General features: G+C 56.1%; 17 protein-coding genes. 13 read left to right on the top strand and 4 right to left on the bottom strand.

Annotated elements, in window-relative coordinates; all coding sequences use genetic code 11:
- Positions 1-33 precede the first annotated feature (33 nt).
- Together P8T57_RS11915 and maiA are read left to right on the top strand one after the other, a co-directional pair.
- Positions 34-1,053 (top strand): fumarylacetoacetate hydrolase family protein, encoded by a 1,020-nt coding sequence (locus P8T57_RS11915; RefSeq protein ID WP_341363214.1) that lies wholly within the window; start codon positions 34-36, stop codon positions 1,051-1,053.
- Complete coding sequence (maiA, locus tag P8T57_RS11920) at positions 1,050-1,700, top strand: maleylacetoacetate isomerase (RefSeq protein WP_341363215.1); 651 nt, start codon at positions 1,050-1,052, stop codon at positions 1,698-1,700. The genes P8T57_RS11915 and maiA overlap by 4 nt, the downstream gene beginning before the upstream one ends.
- Here maiA and P8T57_RS11925 read toward each other — a convergent pair.
- Complete coding sequence (locus P8T57_RS11925) at positions 1,697-1,951, bottom strand: hypothetical protein (protein ID WP_341363216.1); 255 nt, start codon at positions 1,949-1,951, stop codon at positions 1,697-1,699. The two genes, maiA and P8T57_RS11925, sit on opposite strands and share 4 nt — an antisense overlap.
- 213 nt (positions 1,952-2,164) lie before the next feature.
- Between P8T57_RS11925 and P8T57_RS11930 the strand changes: the two genes are divergently transcribed.
- Positions 2,165-2,602, top strand: coding sequence for an Lrp/AsnC family transcriptional regulator (locus tag P8T57_RS11930; RefSeq protein ID WP_341363217.1), 438 nt, complete (start codon positions 2,165-2,167; stop codon positions 2,600-2,602).
- A 54-nt stretch (positions 2,603-2,656) separates the two neighbouring features.
- Here the strand turns inward: P8T57_RS11930 and P8T57_RS11935 are convergent, their stop codons facing one another.
- Together P8T57_RS11935 and P8T57_RS11940 are read right to left on the bottom strand one after the other, a co-directional pair.
- Positions 2,657-3,898 (bottom strand): saccharopine dehydrogenase family protein, encoded by a 1,242-nt coding sequence (locus tag P8T57_RS11935; protein ID WP_341363218.1) that lies wholly within the window; start codon positions 3,896-3,898, stop codon positions 2,657-2,659.
- Positions 3,899-3,948: 50 nt separating this feature from the next.
- Positions 3,949-5,046 carry a carboxynorspermidine decarboxylase gene (locus P8T57_RS11940; RefSeq protein WP_341363219.1) on the bottom strand — a complete coding sequence of 366 codons (1,098 nt, stop codon included), beginning with the start codon at positions 5,044-5,046 and terminating at the stop codon, positions 3,949-3,951.
- Between the two features lie 516 nt (positions 5,047-5,562).
- Between P8T57_RS11940 and P8T57_RS11945 the strand changes: the two genes are divergently transcribed.
- The 3 genes from P8T57_RS11945 to P8T57_RS11955 all read left to right on the top strand — a co-directional run bounded on the left by P8T57_RS11945 (position 5,563) and on the right by P8T57_RS11955 (position 7,261).
- Entirely contained in the window at positions 5,563-6,036 is a 474-nt protein-coding gene (locus tag P8T57_RS11945) for a nuclear transport factor 2 family protein (protein WP_341363220.1), read from the top strand.
- 7 nt (positions 6,037-6,043) lie between these two features.
- Positions 6,044-6,619, top strand: coding sequence for a TetR/AcrR family transcriptional regulator (locus P8T57_RS11950; protein ID WP_341363221.1), 576 nt, complete (start codon positions 6,044-6,046; stop codon positions 6,617-6,619).
- A gap of 156 nt (positions 6,620-6,775) precedes the next feature.
- Entirely contained in the window at positions 6,776-7,261 is a 486-nt protein-coding gene (locus P8T57_RS11955) for a VOC family protein (RefSeq protein WP_341363222.1), read from the top strand.
- Here P8T57_RS11955 and P8T57_RS11960 read toward each other — a convergent pair whose 3' ends face one another.
- Complete coding sequence (locus P8T57_RS11960) at positions 7,262-8,293, bottom strand: LacI family DNA-binding transcriptional regulator (RefSeq protein WP_341363223.1); 1,032 nt, start codon at positions 8,291-8,293, stop codon at positions 7,262-7,264.
- Between the two features lie 185 nt (positions 8,294-8,478).
- Between P8T57_RS11960 and P8T57_RS11965 the strand changes: the two genes are divergently transcribed.
- The 7 genes from P8T57_RS11965 (at position 8,479) to P8T57_RS11995 (ending at position 17,090) form a co-directional block, all read left to right on the top strand.
- A complete protein-coding gene (locus tag P8T57_RS11965; RefSeq protein ID WP_341363224.1) occupies positions 8,479-10,032 on the top strand; it encodes a sugar ABC transporter ATP-binding protein in 1,554 nt (517 codons plus the stop codon).
- Positions 10,025-11,038, top strand: coding sequence for an ABC transporter permease (locus tag P8T57_RS11970; RefSeq protein WP_341363225.1), 1,014 nt, complete (start codon positions 10,025-10,027; stop codon positions 11,036-11,038). Before P8T57_RS11965 ends, P8T57_RS11970 begins: the two co-directional genes overlap by 8 nt.
- Positions 11,039-11,102: 64 nt before the next feature.
- On the top strand, positions 11,103-12,071 hold the full coding sequence (locus tag P8T57_RS11975; protein WP_341363226.1) for an ABC transporter substrate-binding protein: 969 nt from the start codon (positions 11,103-11,105) through the stop codon (positions 12,069-12,071).
- Positions 12,072-12,226: 155 nt separating this feature from the next.
- Positions 12,227-13,282 (top strand): sugar phosphate isomerase/epimerase, encoded by a 1,056-nt coding sequence (locus P8T57_RS11980; protein ID WP_341363227.1) that lies wholly within the window; start codon positions 12,227-12,229, stop codon positions 13,280-13,282.
- A 36-nt stretch (positions 13,283-13,318) separates the two neighbouring features.
- Entirely contained in the window at positions 13,319-14,482 is a 1,164-nt protein-coding gene (locus P8T57_RS11985; protein WP_341363228.1) for a Gfo/Idh/MocA family oxidoreductase, read from the top strand.
- Between the two features lie 275 nt (positions 14,483-14,757).
- Entirely contained in the window at positions 14,758-15,723 is a 966-nt protein-coding gene (locus tag P8T57_RS11990; RefSeq protein ID WP_341363229.1) for a D-glycerate dehydrogenase, read from the top strand.
- A gap of 203 nt (positions 15,724-15,926) precedes the next feature.
- A complete protein-coding gene (locus P8T57_RS11995; protein WP_051682137.1) occupies positions 15,927-17,090 on the top strand; it encodes a TRAP transporter substrate-binding protein in 1,164 nt (387 codons plus the stop codon).
- The last annotated feature ends 52 nt before the right edge of the window (positions 17,091-17,142 follow it).

Consider the following 17,142-nt stretch of genomic DNA (forward strand, 5'->3'; position numbering starts at 1 on the left):
CTTAACGACAGGAATGCCGGAGGCATAAAACCGATGAAACTCGCAACCCTTAAAAACGGCACCCGTGACGGCCAGCTTGTTCTGGTGACCAAAGACCTTGGCGAATATGTCGATGCCAGTGCGATTGCGCCGACATTGCAGGCAGCGCTTGATAACTGGGGCGATGTTGCGCCGCGCCTGAAAGAACTGGCCGATGAAATCGCCGCCGGATCAACGATTGCCAAACGTTTTACGCTTGATGAAACCAAGCTGCATTCACCCCTGCCGCGGGCGTTTCAGTGGGCGGATGGATCGGCCTATGTCAATCATGTCGAGCTGGTGCGCAAGGCGCGCGGGGCGGAAATGCCCGACACCTTCTGGACCGATCCGCTGATGTATCAGGGTGGTTCTGACAGTTTCCTGGGACCGCGTGATGATATCGCCATGGCCGATACGGCATGGGGCATTGATATGGAAGGCGAGATTGCGGTTATCACGGGTGACGTGCCGATGGGCGCATCGATTGATCAGGCGCGCGATGCGATCCGTTTGATCATGCTGGTTAATGATGTGTCGTTGCGGGGTCTGATCCCCGGTGAGCTTGCCAAGGGGTTTGGTTTCTTCCAGTCCAAGCCGTCCTCGGCCTTTTCGCCGGTTGCGGTGACGCCCGATGAACTTGGCGATGCGTGGGATGGTGGCAAGGTTCACCTGCCGCTTTGCGTTGATCTGAATGGCAAGCCATTTGGCCGGGCCAATGCCGGGGTCGATATGACCTTTGATTTTGCCCAACTGATTGCGCATGCCGCGAAAACCCGCCCGCTTTGTGCGGGCACCATCATCGGGTCGGGCACGGTTTCGAACAAGCTTGACGGCGGGCCGGGCAAGCCGGTGGCGCAGGGCGGGGCGGGATATTCCTGCATTGCCGAAATCCGCATGATCGAAACCATTGAAAATGGCAAACCGGAAACGCCGTTCATGCAGTTTGGGGATCAGGTCAGGATCGAGATGCGCGATGCCAATGGTCAGTCGATCTTTGGTGCGATTGACCAGAGCGTTGTGAAGTACGAAGCATGAGCGACGTCATCCTGTATGATTATTGGCGGTCTTCGGCCAGCTATCGGGTCAGGATTGCGCTTTCGCTGATGGATATGGCGTATCAGACCGTTGCGATTGACCTTGTGGCGGGGGCGCATAAAGCGCCTGATTTCCGCAAGCGTAATCCGCAGGGATTGGTGCCGGCCCTTGAGGTCGACGGGTTGGTGTTGACCCAGTCACTTGCAATCATCGAATATCTTGATGAAACCCGAAAGGATGCGGGGTTCCTGCCGAAGGATGCGGTCGGGCGGCAGCGGGTGCGCGCACTTTCGCATGCGATTGCGATGGATATTCACCCAGTCTGTAATCTGGGTGTTGTCGGCAATGTCATGAAACAGGCCGAGGCCCATGGCGAGGACCCGGCCAAGGTGCGGCTGGCATGGATGGGGAAATATATCGGCGCGGGGCTTGAAGCGTTTGAACGGCTTCTGGATCATCCGGGCACAGGCAGCTTTTGCCATGGGGATCAGCCTTCGATGGCCGATATCTGTCTGATCCCGCAGATTTATAATGCGCGGCGGTGGGAGGTTGATTTAAGCCACCTTCCGATGGTCAACCAGATTGCCGAGCGGTGCCTTGCGATGGACGCGTTTGCGCGCGCCCATCCTGATCTTTGTCCGCGTTAATTGCTGCTGGCAGGTTTGCCGGTCTGGCAGGCCTGTTCAATAGTGCTGCGGTCAAGTCCGATATCGCGCAGCATGAAATCGGGATAGTCGCGCAGCAATGCGGCATCGCGGGCGATCTTGCGGCGGTGCGCAACCGTCTGAACGGAAAGGACGAGCCAGCGCCAGACAAATGTGCCAAACGACGCGTGCGCGGTCGGCCCGGCATGGGGGGTGGTGGCGACGAGGGAGTTTGTCGTGATCTGTGCTGGCATGATGCTGGCTCGCTAGTTTGCTTTTGCTAATGAGTTCGAGATCGGTTTCGAACACAGGTAAAAGTTAGCCTGCCTTGCGCGAGTTCGGTGCGCAAAGATCGCAAAAGCGTGCGAAATTTCCGCAAATTTTACGTAAAAACGATTTTTCTTATCGGCCCGGTTCGGTCATTGTTTCGGGCGTATTGAAGACCATGGGTTTGGGGCAGGGGCATTTTGACCGAACTTGATAAATTCGACTATCGCCTGCTGGAACTGTTGCAGCAGAACAGTCGCCTGACGGGAAATGAATTGTCGGCACAGGTGGGATTGTCATCGGCGGCGTGTCTTCGCCGGGTGCAGCGTTTGCGCGAAACCGGCGTCATCGAACGCGACGTTGCGATTGTGTCGCCAAAGGTATTTGGCAAACGGATGATGATCATTGTGTTGCTGACCATGGATCGCGACCGGCCGGATCGGTACATGCTGATGCGCGAGGAATTCGGCAAAATGCCCGAAGTCGTGCAATGCCATCATGTGACCGGGGCGCATGATTTTGTCCTGCGCATTCAGGTCGCCGATATGGATGAATATAGCGCGTTCGTGGATCGGGTTTTTCATCAGCCCTATATCAAGCGCTATGAGAGCCTCGCGGTTCTGGGGTCGCTTAAATAAAAACGGCGGGCATCAAAGCCCGCCGTTCGTATTTTGGATCATCAGGATTATGGCTTAGGCGAAATCAAGCGCCCGGTCGCCATTGGTATCCTTGATGCGGGTCGGGAGACCCATGTGGTTGAGCAGGTTCAGGAACGGTTTGGATGGCAGTTCTTCGACATTTGCCATCTTTTTCACATCCCATTCGCCGGTTGCGATCAGCATGGCGGCTGCGACGGGCGGAACGCCAGCGGTATAGGAAATGCCCTGGCTTCCGACTTCCTCGTACGCGTCCTTGTGGTCCGCGACGTTATAGATCAGGACTTCGGTTTCCTTGCCATCCTTGCTGCCCTTGACCAGATCGCCGATGCAGGTTTTGCCGGTATAGTCCGGTGCCAGCGAGCTTGGATCGGGCAGGCAGGCCTTGACGACCTTGAGCGGCACGACTTCGAGGCCCTCGGCCGTCGTCACCGGCTTTTCCGAGAGCAGGCCGATATTGTTCAGGACCGTGAAGACATTGACGTAATGATCGCCAAAGCCCATCCAGAAACGGACATTTGGCACGTCCAGATTCTGTGACAGGGAATGGACCTCGTCATGGCCGGTCATGAAGGTCTGGCTTTCGCCGACGACCGGCATGTCCCAGATTTTCTTGACCTCGAACATCCTGTTTTCCTGCCAGGCGTTGTTCTGCCAGGAATAGACCGTGCCGGTAAATTCGCGGAAATTGATTTCCGGGTCGAAGTTGGTGGCAAAATATTTGCCGTGGCTGCCGGCATTGATGTCGATGATGTCAATCGAGTCAATTTTATCGAAGTAATCCTCGACCGCCAGTTTGGCATAGGCATTGACCACGCCCGGATCGAAACCGATGCCCAAAATCGCGGTGATACCGGCCTTTTCGCATTCTTCACGGCGTTTCCACTCGTAATTTGCGTACCAGGGCGGGGTTTCGCAGATTTTGTCCTGTTCTTCATGGATGGCGGTATCAAGATAGGCAACGCCCGCCTTGATGCAGGCCGACATGACCGGCATGTTGATGAAGGCGGAACCGACATTGATGACGATTTCGCAGCCGGTTTTCTTGATCAGGGCGACGGTGGCATCGATATCGGTTGCGTCAAGCGCATGACCTTCGAGCGTGCCGGCATTCTTCAGGTTTTTCTTTTCATGAATGCTGTCGATGATTTTCTGGCATTTTTCCGCCGTGCGCGACGCAATATGGATATCGCCAAGCACATCATTATGCTGTGCACATTTGTGCGCGACGACCTGTGCGACGCCACCTGCGCCGATAATCAGAACATTCTTCTTCATTTCGGGCCAAAAACTCCCTTTTTCGAATAGATGAAACCCAAAGCGCCTTTTTACGAAAGGCTCGAAACATAATCATCGAAGGTGAATTCGCGTATAACGCGTTCGCTGCCGTCAAGTTCCTTGATCACGATGGACGGCATGCCGACACCGTTGAACCAGTTCTTTTTGACCATGGTGTAACCGGCGGCATCCTGAATGGAAATGCGGTCGCCGACCCTGATCTCGTTTTCGAAATTGAATTCGCCAAAAACGTCGCCGGCAAGGCAGGATTTGCCGCAGATCATATAGGCATGATCGCCCGTGTTCGGCTCGATCTTGGCGGTTTCGCGATAGATCAGAAGATCGAGCATGTGGGCTTCGATCGAGCTATCGACAATTGCAAGGTTCTTGCCATTGAACAGGGTATCAAGCACGGTGACTTCAAGGGTGGTGCTTTTGGTGATCGATGCTTCGCCCGGTTCAAGATAAACCTGAACGCCGTATTTTTGCGAAAAGGCTTTCAGCCGGGCGCAGAATTTATCGAGCGGGTAATTGTCACCGGTGAAGTGAATGCCGCCGCCGAGGCTGACCCATTCGACGCGGGACAGAAGCGATCCGAATTTGGTTTCGATATCGCCCAGCATTTTGTCGAACAGATCGAAATCGGCGTTTTCGCAGTTATTGTGGATCATGAAGCCGGAAATGCGGTCCATGACGGCCTCGACCTTGGTGACGTCCCATTCGCCCAGACGCGAAAACGGGCGGGCCGGATCGGCCAGATCGAAGCTGGAACTTGAAACCTGCGGGTTCAGGCGAAGGCCGCGCACGATGCCCGATGCGGCATCGGCAAAGCGGTTAAGCTGGCTGATGGAATTGAAGATGATCTTATCGGCATTTTCGATGACTTCATCGATTTCGGAATCGGCATAGGCCACGCTATAGGCATGGGTTTCCTTGCCGAATTTCTTGCGGCCCAGTTTGACTTCGTGCAGCGACGAGGACGTCGTGCCATCCATATAGTCCGACATGAAATCGAAGACCGACCAGGTTGCAAAGCATTTCAATGCCAGCAAGGCCTTTGCGCCGGAATGTTCGCGCACATAGGCGATCTTTTCCATGTTGCGCAGCAGTTTCGATTTATCGATCAGATAATAAGGCGTATGCGGCATCGTATTCTGGTTCCTCGACCGAAGGCCCTGTTTTCAGGGACCGAAAAGACAACACGGAAAACGTCCGTCGACCGGCAAACATTCCCCGCAAGGTTCGGCATTCAAGCCCGGTTTGCGCCAACGAATTTCATACCATCGATGCGAAGGCGTTCTGTGCCTGTATCGCATGCGCCGCGACCCAATAGCAGCGGCGCGCACATGGGTCAACAGTATGACCGCATCCGATGATCGCATGGCCTGTTGATCGGCGCGGTTGGCGGGGCGTTTAAAGCAGGGTTTGCGGCATTAACAGTTTGATTCCATAGGGAAACAGGCCGCGATCACATGCAGGTTTCCGTTTCGTGAAACTTGGCGCGGTCCGGCGGGGCTTTGCGCATGTCCGATTTCCGACAATATCACCAAATCGCGGATTTTGCATGGTAGGGGGGCAAAAAGCCCGAACGGGATTTTGGCGATTGCTTTTTTGTACCGATTGGAACATAGTTTACCAATTGGTACAAAATGAAGGAGAAAATCATGTCCGAACTACGTCAACCCCTGCCGCCCTTTACGCGGGAAACCGCAATCCAGAAAGTTCGTATGGCCGAAGATGGTTGGAACAGCTGTGATCCGGCGCGGGTGTCGCTGGCCTATACGGTCGATACGATCTGGCGGAACCGTGCGGAATTTGCCAATGGCCGCGAGGAGGTCATTGCCTTTCTGACCCGCAAATGGAACAAGGAGCTTGAATATCGATTGATCAAAGAGTTGTGGGCGCATGACGGCAACCGGATCGCGGTGCGTTTTGCCTATGAGTATCGCGATGATTCGGGGAACTGGTATCGGGCCTATGGCAACGAGAATTGGGAATTTGCCGACAATGGCCAGATGCATCGCCGGTTTGCCTGCATCAACGAGATGCCGATCCGCGAAGAAGATCGCAAATTCTTCTGGGATCGTTCGGGGCCGCGTCCGGCGGATCATCCGGGCTTGTCCGATCTGGGATTATAAGTAAGCCATGCCAAAGATTATCGCGGAGCGTTCCGATGTTATTCCCGTCCTTGCGGAGATTTTCCGCGAGTATGGTTATGAAGGGGCGAGCCTTTCACTGATCGGGAGCCGGACGGGTCTGGGAAAGGGCAGTCTTTACCATTTCTTTCCCGGCGGCAAAGAGCAGATGGCATCCGAAGTGCTTCGCGAGATCGATGGCTGGTTCGAGGACGCGGTTTATAAACCGCTGCGTGACGGGGATAACCCGCGGGCGGCGATTTTGGAAATGTGCCGGTCGGTTGCGACCTATTTCCGGTCGGGAAAGCGGGTTTGCCTGATTGGGGCGTTTGCACTTGATAATGTGCGTGACCGTTTTTCCGACGCAATCCGCGATTATTTTGCGGTTTGGCAGAGTTCGTTGCAGCAGGCGCTTGTGCGGATCGGCCATGATGCGGACCGGGCATCGGACATTGCCGAAGATGCGATTTTATCGATCCAGGGGGCGCTGGTTTTGTCGCGTGCGCTTGACGATACGGCGGTGTTTGAGCGCGCCATGGCGCGGGTTGAAGCCGGGTTGCTGGCCGGGCCCGGTCAGGGGGCCTGAGGCACAGCGCCAAATGGCGGCCGATACCATTGAGGGTGTCGAAAATGACAGGTTGCCAGACGTTTGACCCTTGATCATCGGGATCGGATGACTAAGTTTTATAATGATTTAGGGGCCTGAGCCCCAATCACCCAAGCGACAAATGAGGAGGCGTCCATGCCTGCACCCGTCAGTGTCGATCACTTGGCCTTTCCCACCCGCGATCTTGCGGCGACGGATGATTTTTATTCCCGTGTTCTGAGGGCCCGGCTGGTTCATGCCGAAAGCGGTTACAGTCCATCGTGGAAAAGCGATTATCTGCTGATTACCTTTGCGCTTTCTGATGGGACGCGGCTGTCATTCTTTGACTGGCCAGCCGATACCGGGCCGTATCCCGATGATCCCGATATGCCAGATGACGTGTTTCATATCGGGTTGCGCTGCGATGCGCCGCGCGATGTGATTGCCTGGCAGAACCATTTGTTCCAGCACAAGGTGGTTTATCACAACGAGGATGACGGGAAATCGCGGCGGTTGTTCATCCGTGATCCAAACGGCATCCGGTTTGAAATCTTTGCCGCCGATCAGCCGAAATACAGCAACGATCACGAAGATCGGGCGCGGGCCGTTTACGAGGAATGGCAGAAGATCGCCAATCGCTGATTAATTTGGGCGGGGACCGGTGCTTTGGCGGATGATCAGTTCGGTCGGCACAATGACCGGATTTTCCGCCGGTTCGGGAATGGTTCCGGTTTTATCGAGCCGTGCGAGAAGCAGCGAAATCGCCTGTTCGCCCAGACGTCGGCGCGGTTGACGCACGGTTGTCAGGGGCGGGTCGTAATTGGCGGCGAGATGGATATCATCGAAGCCAACCACGGAAACATCGTGGGGCACGCGAAGCCCAAGTTCCTTGGCCGCGACAATGACGCCGATTGCCATGCCGTCCGACGCGCAGAAAAACGCCGTCGGGCGGTTTTTGATGTCTTTGAGCAAGGCGCGGGCCGCCGAGATACCCGATTCAATCGAAAAATCGCCGCTATAGATCAGGGACGGGTTGGCTTCGATGCCGCTGCTTGATAGTGCGCGGCGATATCCGGCGACGCGATCCGTCGTCAGGATGTTGCTGGCGGGGCCGGCGATATGGGCGATGCGGCTGTGGCCGAGGTCGAGCAGATGTTTGGTCGCGCTAAAGGCGGCCTTTTCATTGTCGATGATCACGGTCGGCAGGTTGCAGCCCGGAATGCGTTCGCAGGCAATGACCACGGGCGGGATTATCCCGCGCGGGGTGTTGGCCAGCGGTGCGGGCAGGCGACCGTTTAGCAGGATCATGGCATCGGCCTGATTGCTGCGCAGATAGGCGGCGTAGGTGGCCTCGCGTTCGGGTTCGTTCTGGGTGTCGCCGATCAGGACGTTATAGCCCGCCTTGCTGGCGCCCTGTTCGATGCCTGATAGAATTTCCGAAAAGAAGGGGTTGCCGATATCGGGTACGAGCAAAAGGATCATGCCAGACCGGTTGAGCCGCAGGTTTCGGGCCATGACATTGGCGGTATAGCCGGTCGCGGCGATGGCGGTTTGCACCTTTTCGCGCGTGGTTTCGGAAACCACATGGGGTTTGTGCAAGGCGCGGCTGACGGTGGCAATGGATACCCCGGCATGTTCGGCAACATCTTCAATCGTCGCGATTTTTTCGATCATGCTTCTTCCTACTCTGCCGCTGATACGCTGTCCAGCGGCATTGATGCCCGTGCGAAGGCCGGATTTCCGACGTGATTTTCATCACAACACGATAAATGTAAAGGTTTACATAAATAATGAAAACGTTTACACAAGAGGCAATCAAAAGTTGATCGCATCAATGCGACGCTAGGGAGGTTACATAGATGACGGATGCGGCTGTTCATGCCGTTAATCCCGGCACGGAGGGCAAAATACGCCTGTCCGGTCGGAAGATTTGCAAGTCCTTTGGCCCGGCCCAGGTGCTTTTCGATGTTTCCATCGATCTGTATGCGGGGGAAGTGCATGCGCTTTTGGGCGAAAACGGTGCAGGCAAATCAACACTGGTTAAAATCCTGTCGGGCTATCACGAACCGACCGAGGGCGGGCTTGTCCTTGACGGGGCGGAGGTCAGCTTTGCCGATAGCGAGGCGGGCGAGGGGCATGGGGTTATCCTGATTCATCAGGAACTTAACCTTGCCGAGCAGCTTAGCGTTGAAGAAAACATCTTTCTGGGTCGTGAGATCAAGCGGGGATGGTTCCTTGATAAAACCGCGATGCGCGCAGAGGTCAAGCGGCTTCTGGAACAGCTGCAATGCAATATCGATCCACGCACCCGCATTCGTGATCTTGCGGTTTCCGATCGCCAGATGGTGGAAATTGCCAAGGCGCTGAGCAAAAAGGCCGATATCCTGATCCTGGATGAACCGACGGCGGTTCTGACCGGGCGGGAGGTCGAGATCCTGTTTGATCAGATCCGGCGTCTGCGCGAACAGGGTGTTGCGATCCTGTATATTTCCCACAAGCTTGATGAAATCAAAGCCATTGCCGACCGTGTGACCGTGTTGCGCGATGGCCGCCATATCGTGACCGAGCCGGTGGCCGGGCTTAGCAAGGATGACATGGCGCGGCTTATGGTCGGGCGCGATATCAAACAGATGTTCCCGCACCGGGTTTCCGATACCAGCGCGCCGGTTGTTTTATCGGTGCGTGATCTTTCGGTTCCGGGGCAGGTGCGCGACGCCAGTTTCGACCTGCATAAGGGCGAGGTGCTTGGTTTTGCCGGGATTGTCGGGGCGGGGCGGACCGCCCTGATGGAGGCGATCATCGGCCTTCGTGAAAGATCGTCGGGGACGATTGAACGCGATGGCAAGCCGGTGCGGATCACAAGTTTGCAGGATGCCAAAAACAGCGGCATTGTCTATCTGACCAAGGATCGCAAGGGCAGCGGGTTGTTGCTGAATATGGATATGCGGCCCAACCTGACCTTGCTGGCGCTGGAAAAATTCGGGCGCGTGATTGTTGATCGCAAGGCGGAAGAAGCCGCCCTTGAAAAGGCGATTGAGGCGTTTGACATCCGGGCGGCGGACCGCAAGGCCAAGGTCGGCGATTTTTCCGGGGGCAATCAGCAGAAGCTGTTGCTGGCGAAGGTCATGGAAACCGACCCGGATATCGTGATCATCGACGAGCCGACACGCGGCATCGATATCGGCACCAAAAGCCAGATTTACCATTTTATCGGCGATCTGACTGATCGCGGAAAATCCGTCATTCTCCTGTCGTCGGAAATGCCTGAAATGCTGGGCCTGTCAGATCGCATCGCGGTCATGGCGGCCGGACGCATTACCGGCATTCTTGAAGGAAACGACCGCAACGAACATGAAATCATGCGGCACGCGACAGGAATATCAGGCCAGGAGGGAGTGTCTGTTCATGAGTAGCCTTGAGCGCCGCGAGGCCAGTGCCTCGCCCCGTTTTTCCATCGATTTCAAGGCGCTTGGCCCGTTTATGGCCCTTGTCGTGCTGTTTGTTCTGGGAACGGCGATCAATGACGCCTTCCTGAGTGGCGGCAACCTTTCGAATATTTTCACCCGTGCGGCCTTTATCGGCATTATCGCGGTCGGCGCGACCTTTGTGATCACGGCGGGCGGGATTGATCTTTCGGTTGGTTCGATGGCGGCGTTTATTTCTGGTGCGATGATTGTCGTTATGAATACGCTGGTCGAGACACTCGGACCGGGGCTTGAAACCGTTCTGATCGGGATTGTGGTAAGCGTCATTCTTGGCATCGGGGCCGGGGCGGTGAATGGCCTGGTCAGTACCAAGGGCAAGATCGAGGCCTTTATCGTCACCCTTGGCACGATGGGGATTTATCGGTCGCTTGTGACCTATATGGCCGATGGCGGGACGCTTTCGCTTGATTTTGAAATTCGCGGGACCTATCGCCCGGTTTATTACGGCGAATTGCTGGGCATTCCGGTGCCGGTTCTGGTGTTCCTTGCCGTGGCGGTGGCGGGTTATGTGTTGCTCAACATGACGCCGTTCGGGCGCAAATGTTTTGCCATTGGCTCGAACGAGCAGGTGGCGCGTTATTCCGCGATCCATGTCGACCGGGTCAAGACGATGACCTATGTCATTCAGGGGCTTTGTGTGTCGATTGCGACCATTATTTATGTGCCGCGCCTTGGGTCGGCATCGAGTTCGACCGGTGTCCTTTGGGAACTTGAAGCGATTGCAGCGGTGATCATCGGCGGCACGATGCTTAAGGGCGGTTATGGCCGTATCTGGGGCACGGTGGTCGGGGCGATCATGCTGACCACGATTGGCAATATCCTTAACCTTACCGATGCGATCAGCAATTACCTGAACGGGGCTGTTCAGGGCTTGATCATTATCGTTGCCGTGTTCCTGCAACGCGGGGACTGGCGACGCAAGAAAAGCAAATAACCGGCGATCAACGTCCGGTTCAAGATGACGTACAGAATCATTTTTTGATCAGGAGGAAGCTTGAATGAAAACGATTACAAAGTTTCTTGGGGCGGCCTGCGTTGTGGGTCTTGGTCTTGCATCGACCTTGGCATCGACCACGGCACTGGCACAGGAAAAAATCAAGATCGGGGTTTCGATCCCGGCGGCGACCCATGGCTGGGCCGGTGGTCTGAACTATCACGCCGAACAGGCCGAAAAGCGCCTTGAGGCGACCTATCCGAACCTTGATATCATCGTTGTTACCGCCAATGGCGCGGGCGAACAGGCCAACGATCTTGAAGATCTGGTATCGGTTCAGAATATCGATGCACTGGTGGTTCTGCCGTTTGAATCCGATCCGCTGACCGTGCCGGTCCAGCAGGTCAAGGAAGCGGGTAAGTTTGTCACCGTGGTTGACCGTGGCCTTTCGCTGCCGGGGATCGAGGATGTTTATGTTGCGGGTAACAACCCGGAACTGGGCCGTGTATCGGGCGAATACATCAAGGATCGTCTGGACGGCAAAGGCAAGATCGTCATCCTGCGCGGCATTCCGACCGTGATTGACGAGGAACGCGTCGAAGGTTTCATGACGGCAATCGAAGGATCGGATATCGAGGTCCTTGATATGAAGCACGCCAACTGGAACCGTGATGACGGTTATGAAGTCATGCAGGACTTCCTGTCGCGCTTCCCGGAAATCGATGCTGTCTGGGCGCAGGATGATGACATCGCGCTTGGCGTGATCGAAGCCGTCAAGCAGGCCGACCGGACCGATGAACTGTTCATCGTTGGCGGGGCTGGCATGAAGGACATCATCAAGCGCGTGATGGATGGTGATGAACTGACCCCGATTGACGTTCTGTATCCGCCATCGATGATCGCAACCGCGATGGATATCACGGCGATGAAGTTCGTTTCCAATGCGGCGGTCGAAGGCCGTTACATTCTGGGGGCGACCGTCGTGACCCAGGAAAATGCCGAGAACTTCTATTTCCCGGATAGCCCGTTCTGATCTGGCTGTTCTGATGCGAATTGGCGTTGTTGAATAAACGCGAGCAAGCAGAAGGAACCCCGCCCTGTCACGACAGGCCGGGCGGGGTTTGATTTTACATCACATTCGTCACCAGATGACATCCGGGCCACCCGGAAAAACCACACGAGGTCAGTATGAAAACGCTTAAGGGACCGGCGATTTTCCTTGCCCAGTTTGCCGGGGACGAGGCCCCGTTTGACAGCCTTTCCAATATCGGACGCTGGGCGGCGTCGCTTGGCTATAAGGGGGTGCAGATCCCGAGCTGGGACAAGCGCCTGTTCGATGTTGAGAAGGCTGCCCAAAGCAAGGATTACTGTGACGAGGCCAAGGGTATTCTGGCCGAACATGGTGTCGAGATTACCGAGCTTTCGACCCATCTGCAGGGGCAGCTTGTGGCGGTGCATCCGGCCTATGACGAGATGTTTGACGGGTTTGCCGTCCCCGAAGTGCGCGGCAACCCGAAGGCGCGCCAGGAATGGGCGGTCAATCAGGTCAAGGCCGCGATCCGGGCATCACGCCATCTGGGCATTGGCGACCATGCGACATTTTCCGGTGCGCTTGCGTGGCCTTATGTCTATCCGTGGCCGCAACGCCCGGCGGGTCTGATTGAAACCGCGTTTGACGAACTGGCGAAACGCTGGTTGCCGATCCTTGATGTGGCCGAGGAAAATGGCGTCAATGTCTGCTATGAAATTCATCCGGGTGAAGACCTGTTTGATGGCGTGACGTTCGAGATGTTCCTTGAGCGGGTCAAAAACCACGCGCGGTGCAACATCCTTTATGATCCGAGCCACTTTGTGTTGCAGCAGCTCGATTACCTTGATTTCATCGATATCTATGCCGAGCGGATCAAGATGTTCCACGTCAAGGATGCGGAGTTCAATCCGACCGGGCGGCAGGGCGTTTATTCCGGGTATCAAAGCTGGGTCGGGCGTGCGGGGCGGTTCCGGTCGCTTGGCGACGGGCAGGTTGATTTTGGCGCGATCTTTTCGAAACTTGCGGCGATTGATTTCGATGGCTGGGCCGTGCTGGAATGGGAATGTGCGCTTAAACATCCCGAAGACGGCGCGCGCGAAGGGGCCGATTTCATTCGCAACCACATTATCCGCGTGACCGAAAAGGCGTTTGACGATTTCGCCGATGGCGGTGCGGACGAGGCCACCAATCGTCGCCTGCTGGGGCTTGATTAAGTCGGCGGTAGAAAACCATTCAGGACGGAGATTGACATGACTGAGACGAAAAATCCGGCGCGGCGCATCCGCCTTGGCATGGTTGGCGGCGGGCAGGGGGCGTTTATCGGGGCGGTGCATCGCATTGCGGCGCGTCTGGATGACCGGTACGAACTGGTTGCCGGGGCGTTGTCGTCCAAACCCGATATTGCGCGTGCGTCGGCGGCGGAACTGTTTATTGCACCGGACCGGTCCTATGACAGTTTTGCCGACATGGCCAAACAGGAAGCCGCCCGCGCGGACGGCATTGATGCCTGTGCGATTGTCACGCCAAACCACCTGCATTTTCCGGCCGCCATGGCGATGCTGGATGCCGGTATTCATGTGATTTGCGACAAGCCGCTTTGTCTGAATGTTGAAGAGGCCGAATTGCTGGCAGCCAAGGTGCGCGAAACCGGGCTTCTGTTTGCGTTGACGCATAATTACACTGCCTATCCGATGGTGCGCGAAGCCCGTCAGATGGTGCGTGATGGCAAGCTTGGCGATATCCGGTTAGTACAGGTTGAATATCCGCAGGGCTGGATGGCAACCCGTGTCGAGGATACCGACAACAAACAGGCCCATTGGCGTGCCGATCCGGCCAAGGCCGGGATGGGCGGGGCGTTGGGCGATATCGGAACACATGCCCATAACCTTGCCGATTTTGTCACCGGGCTTGAGATTTCGGAATTGTGCGCGGATATCGACGCCATCGTGCCGGGCCGCAAGCTTGACGATAATGTCCAGATCCTGCTGCGGTATGACAATGGTGCGCGCGGGATGCTTTGGGCAAGCCAGGTTGCCATTGGCCATGAAAATGGCCTCAGGCTTCGGGTTTATGGCGACAAGGGTGGTATTGAATGGGCGCAGGAACATCCCAACCATCTGCATTTCCGCCCGCTTGATGGTCGCCCGGAACTGATGACACGCGGCGGGGCGGGGATCGGATCGGCCGGATTGCGCGGCGTGCGTGTGCCGCCGGGCCACCCGGAAGGTTATCTTGAAGGTTTTGCCAATCTTTACACCGATTTCGCCGATCAGCTGATCGCGCGGATTACCAATGGCAAGGCCGATCCGGCATCGATGCTGATCCCGGGGATCGATGAAGGTGTCAAAGGCATGAAATTTGTCGAGGCGGTGGTACGTTCCAGTCAGCGTGGCGCTGTGTGGGTCAGCTTCTAGGTTCTGGCGACGGGACCACCACGCAAATCGGAACATCCGGGGAGAGACAGGCGGCGGTCCTTGTGATCGGCCGCCTGCTTTTTTATCTGCGTTGTGATGCCGTTACGGAAAGGGCGATTCGGGCGGCTTTGGCGTGAAGCGTATCACTATCTGGTATTCCATCTGGTGGAAAAAACACCCCGATGAGTTGATCGTCTATTGCCCTGTTTGTCGCAAAGGTGTTTCATTGCATTATAAATAAAACTGCAATCCATGCAGGAAACAGGGAGTAGACGATGGCGGGAAAGCCGGTGCTACTGATCACCCGGCGTTTGACCGATGCGGTGCAGGCGCGTGCGGCGCGTGATTATCAGGTCATTCTGAACGAAGCGGATCATGTGTTTTCACGTGAGGAGCTGCTTGCGCGCTGTCAGGATGTTGACGCGGTTCTTCCCTGTCATTCCGAACATTTCAGCGCCGATGTCATTGCCGATCTTGGTGATCGGTTACGGATCATTGCCAATCATTCGGTCGGTGTTGACCATGTTGATCTGGAGGCGGCGAAAAAGGCCGGTATCGTGGTCACCAACACCCCCGATGTTCTTTCCGATGCCACGGCCGAAATCGCCATGCTGTGCATGCTGGGTGCAGCCCGGCGTGGGGCCGAGGGCGATGCGATGGTGCGGGCCGGAAAGTGGGATTTCTGGTCACCGGCCTTCATGGTCGGGCGGCAGGTAACCGGCAAGCGGTTCGGTGTTCTTGGCATGGGCCGTGTCGGGCAGGCGGCCGCCGAACGCGCACGCGGCTTTGGTATGGAAGTGCATTATCACAACCGGACCCGTTTACCCGACCCCCTTGAAAAAGGGGCCGTTTTCCACGACACGGTCGAAGGGCTTCTGGCGGTATCGGATGTTTTGTCGCTGCATTGCCCGGCAACCCCGGAAACCACCGGCATCATCAACGAGAAAACCATCGCAATGCTGCCCGATCGGGCGATCCTGATCAATACGGCGCGCGGCAATCTTCTTGACGAGGCCGCACTGGTCAAGGCGCTTCAAAGTGGCAAACTGTTTGCCGCGGGGCTGGATGTTTTCCGCAATGAACCGGGGGGAAACCCGGATCTGGCCGCCCTTAGAAACGTGTTCCTGTTACCGCATATCGGCTCCGCGACCGAAGAGACGCGTGATGCCATGGGGTTTCGGGCACTTGATAATCTTGATGCCTTCTTTTCCGGTGGGCAACCACGGGATCGCGTTGCCTGATCGCGGCGCCAAAAACAAAAACATGCTGCATCCCGGAATTCATCAGGGTCCGGGAAATAACAATCGAAGAAAGTTTTCCACATGGTGGAAGGCCAAATATTCGATGTTCCTTGTATCGGGTCTGTCCCTATGTAAGGCTTAAAATCATCGCCAGTTTTCCGCCAATTAGTTGTCGGTCGCGGCGATAATTCTGGGAGGAAGTAATGAAAAAGATACCTACGCCTGAAGACGTGAAGTCCAAGCAAGTGTCCCGCCGTTCGTTCCTTACCAAGGGTGCGACCGGTGTTGTCGCCGGTGGTGCTGCTGCTTCGGGGCTGTTTGCCGCCCCGGCAGTTCATGCACAACCGGCACCTTTGGTCGTCAAAATGCAGACGTCCTGGCCGTCATCCGATATCTGGATGACGTTTGCCAAGCAATATGCCGATCGTGTCGAAGCCATGTCGGGTGGTCGCCTGAAGGTTGACCTTTTACCGGCTGGTGCTGTTATCGGGGCGTTCCAGGTTCTCGATGGCGTCAATGATGGTGTGATCGATATCGCTCATTCCGTGCCGGTTTACTGGTACGGCAAGAACAAGGCGGCGTCGCTGTTTGGTACCGGTCCGGTGTTTGGTGGTTCTGCCACCACCATGCTGAGCTGGTTCTATGCCGGTGGCGGGGAGGAATTCTATCGCGAGCTGACCCAGGACGTTATGGGGCTGAACGTGATCGGTCTTCTTGGCTTCCCGATGCCAGCCCAGCCGTTCGGCTGGTTCAAGGGGCAGGTCAATTCTGTCGCCGATATCCAGGGCTTCAAATACCGTACCGTGGGTCTGGCGGCTGATCTGCTGCAATCGATGGGCATGTCGGTCGCACAGTTGCCGGGTGGCGAGATCGTCCCGGCGATGGAACGCGGTGTGATTGACGCGTTCGAATTCAACAACCCGTCATCGGACATGCGTTTCGGTGCGCAGGATGTGGCGAAGAACTACTATCTGTCGTCCTATCATCAGGCGTCCGAAAGCTTCGAGTTTATCTTCAACCGTGATTTCTATGAAGATCTCGAACCTGATCTACAGGCGATCCTGCGCTATGGCGTAGAGGCTGCTTCGACGTCGAACACGGCACTGGCGATGGATAACTATTCGTCCGATCTTCAGAAACTTGCGGATGAAGGCGTTACCATCCATCGTACATCGAAGGAAATTCTTGCCGCACAGCTTGAAGCCTGGGACAAGCTGATCCCGCAGCTTGAAGAAGATCCGTTCATGAAAAAGGTTCTTGATAGCCAGCGTGCCTGGGTTGAGCGCGTGACCTATTATGAACTGATGAACTCGCCAGATTATCAGCTGGCCTACGATCACTACTTCCCGGGCAAACTGAAACTGTAATGAAACCGGTCGGTTTCATACGGTTTGTCTGACCCAAAGGCTGCCCCGGGGA

The organism is Thalassospira sp. SN3W, from assembly GCF_038070535.1.
GTDB classification, from domain to species: Bacteria; Pseudomonadota; Alphaproteobacteria; order Rhodospirillales; family Thalassospiraceae; genus Thalassospira; species Thalassospira xiamenensis.

Coding starts and splice junctions, on each gene's coding strand:
- P8T57_RS11915 (WP_341363214.1), top strand. CDS start 34: ATGAAACTCGCAACCCTTAAAAACGGCACCCGTGACGGCCAGCTTGTT.
- maiA (WP_341363215.1), top strand. CDS start 1,050: ATGAGCGACGTCATCCTGTATGATTATTGGCGGTCTTCGGCCAGCTAT.
- P8T57_RS11925 (WP_341363216.1), bottom strand. CDS start 1,951: ATGCCAGCACAGATCACGACAAACTCCCTCGTCGCCACCACCCCCCAT.
- P8T57_RS11935 (WP_341363218.1), bottom strand. CDS start 3,898: ATGAAGAAGAATGTTCTGATTATCGGCGCAGGTGGCGTCGCACAGGTC.
- P8T57_RS11940 (WP_341363219.1), bottom strand. CDS start 5,046: ATGCCGCATACGCCTTATTATCTGATCGATAAATCGAAACTGCTGCGC.
- P8T57_RS11945 (WP_341363220.1), top strand. CDS start 5,563: ATGTCCGAACTACGTCAACCCCTGCCGCCCTTTACGCGGGAAACCGCA.
- P8T57_RS11950 (WP_341363221.1), top strand. CDS start 6,044: ATGCCAAAGATTATCGCGGAGCGTTCCGATGTTATTCCCGTCCTTGCG.
- P8T57_RS11955 (WP_341363222.1), top strand. CDS start 6,776: ATGCCTGCACCCGTCAGTGTCGATCACTTGGCCTTTCCCACCCGCGAT.
- P8T57_RS11960 (WP_341363223.1), bottom strand. CDS start 8,293: ATGATCGAAAAAATCGCGACGATTGAAGATGTTGCCGAACATGCCGGG.
- P8T57_RS11965 (WP_341363224.1), top strand. CDS start 8,479: ATGACGGATGCGGCTGTTCATGCCGTTAATCCCGGCACGGAGGGCAAA.
- P8T57_RS11970 (WP_341363225.1), top strand. CDS start 10,025: ATGAGTAGCCTTGAGCGCCGCGAGGCCAGTGCCTCGCCCCGTTTTTCC.
- P8T57_RS11975 (WP_341363226.1), top strand. CDS start 11,103: ATGAAAACGATTACAAAGTTTCTTGGGGCGGCCTGCGTTGTGGGTCTT.
- P8T57_RS11980 (WP_341363227.1), top strand. CDS start 12,227: ATGAAAACGCTTAAGGGACCGGCGATTTTCCTTGCCCAGTTTGCCGGG.
- P8T57_RS11985 (WP_341363228.1), top strand. CDS start 13,319: ATGACTGAGACGAAAAATCCGGCGCGGCGCATCCGCCTTGGCATGGTT.
- P8T57_RS11990 (WP_341363229.1), top strand. CDS start 14,758: ATGGCGGGAAAGCCGGTGCTACTGATCACCCGGCGTTTGACCGATGCG.
- P8T57_RS11995 (WP_051682137.1), top strand. CDS start 15,927: ATGAAAAAGATACCTACGCCTGAAGACGTGAAGTCCAAGCAAGTGTCC.